The organism is Salinimicrobium oceani (genome assembly GCF_012037645.1).
The window spans coordinates 1-563 of the sequence record NZ_JAAVJR010000300.1; the positions used below are offsets into that span (position 1 = coordinate 1).

General features: G+C 48.3%; 1 protein-coding gene. It reads right to left on the reverse strand.

Annotation, left to right across the window (positions count from 1 at the left end):
• Nucleotides 1-520 (reverse strand): RibD family protein (locus HC175_RS16845; protein ID WP_317172346.1); only part of this gene is annotated, 520 nt, incomplete at its 3' end.
• Nucleotides 521-563 lie beyond the last annotated feature (43 nt).

Here is a 563-nt window from a genome sequence, read left to right on the forward strand (position 1 = left end):
TCTCATCCCACAAGCCGGCGTCGAGGAATGTCTGCAGGGTCTGCCGGCCTCCCTCTATGATCACCGACTGGATCTCGTGGCGGTAAAGTACTTCACAGATCTGTTGCGGCAGCTCCTTAGAAAAATCTACCTGCTCAAAAATGACATTTTCGGCAGCTCTTTCTGCGGAAGGATTTTCGGTAAGGATAATTGTTTTTACTGAGTTGTCAAAAAGGTGAGAATCGGCAGGAATTCTTTGCTTCCGGTCCAGTACCACTCGCACCGCATCCTGGCCTTTCCACCGGCGTGTATTCAGTTTCGGGTTATCGGCCACGGCAGTATTTGTACCAACCATGATCGCCTGTTCTTCGGCTCTCCATTTGTGGACCAGTTGCCGGGAATATTTATTGGTTATCCAAACCGGCTTTCGTTCAGCATCTTTTTGTGGTAAAGGCGCTAAAAAAGCATCTGCGGATTGAGCCCATTTCAGAATAATATATGGCCGCTGTTTCGTATGAAAGGTAAAAAAGCGCCGGTTCAATTCTCTGCACTCTTTTTCCAGCACCCCAACTCTTACTTCGCAG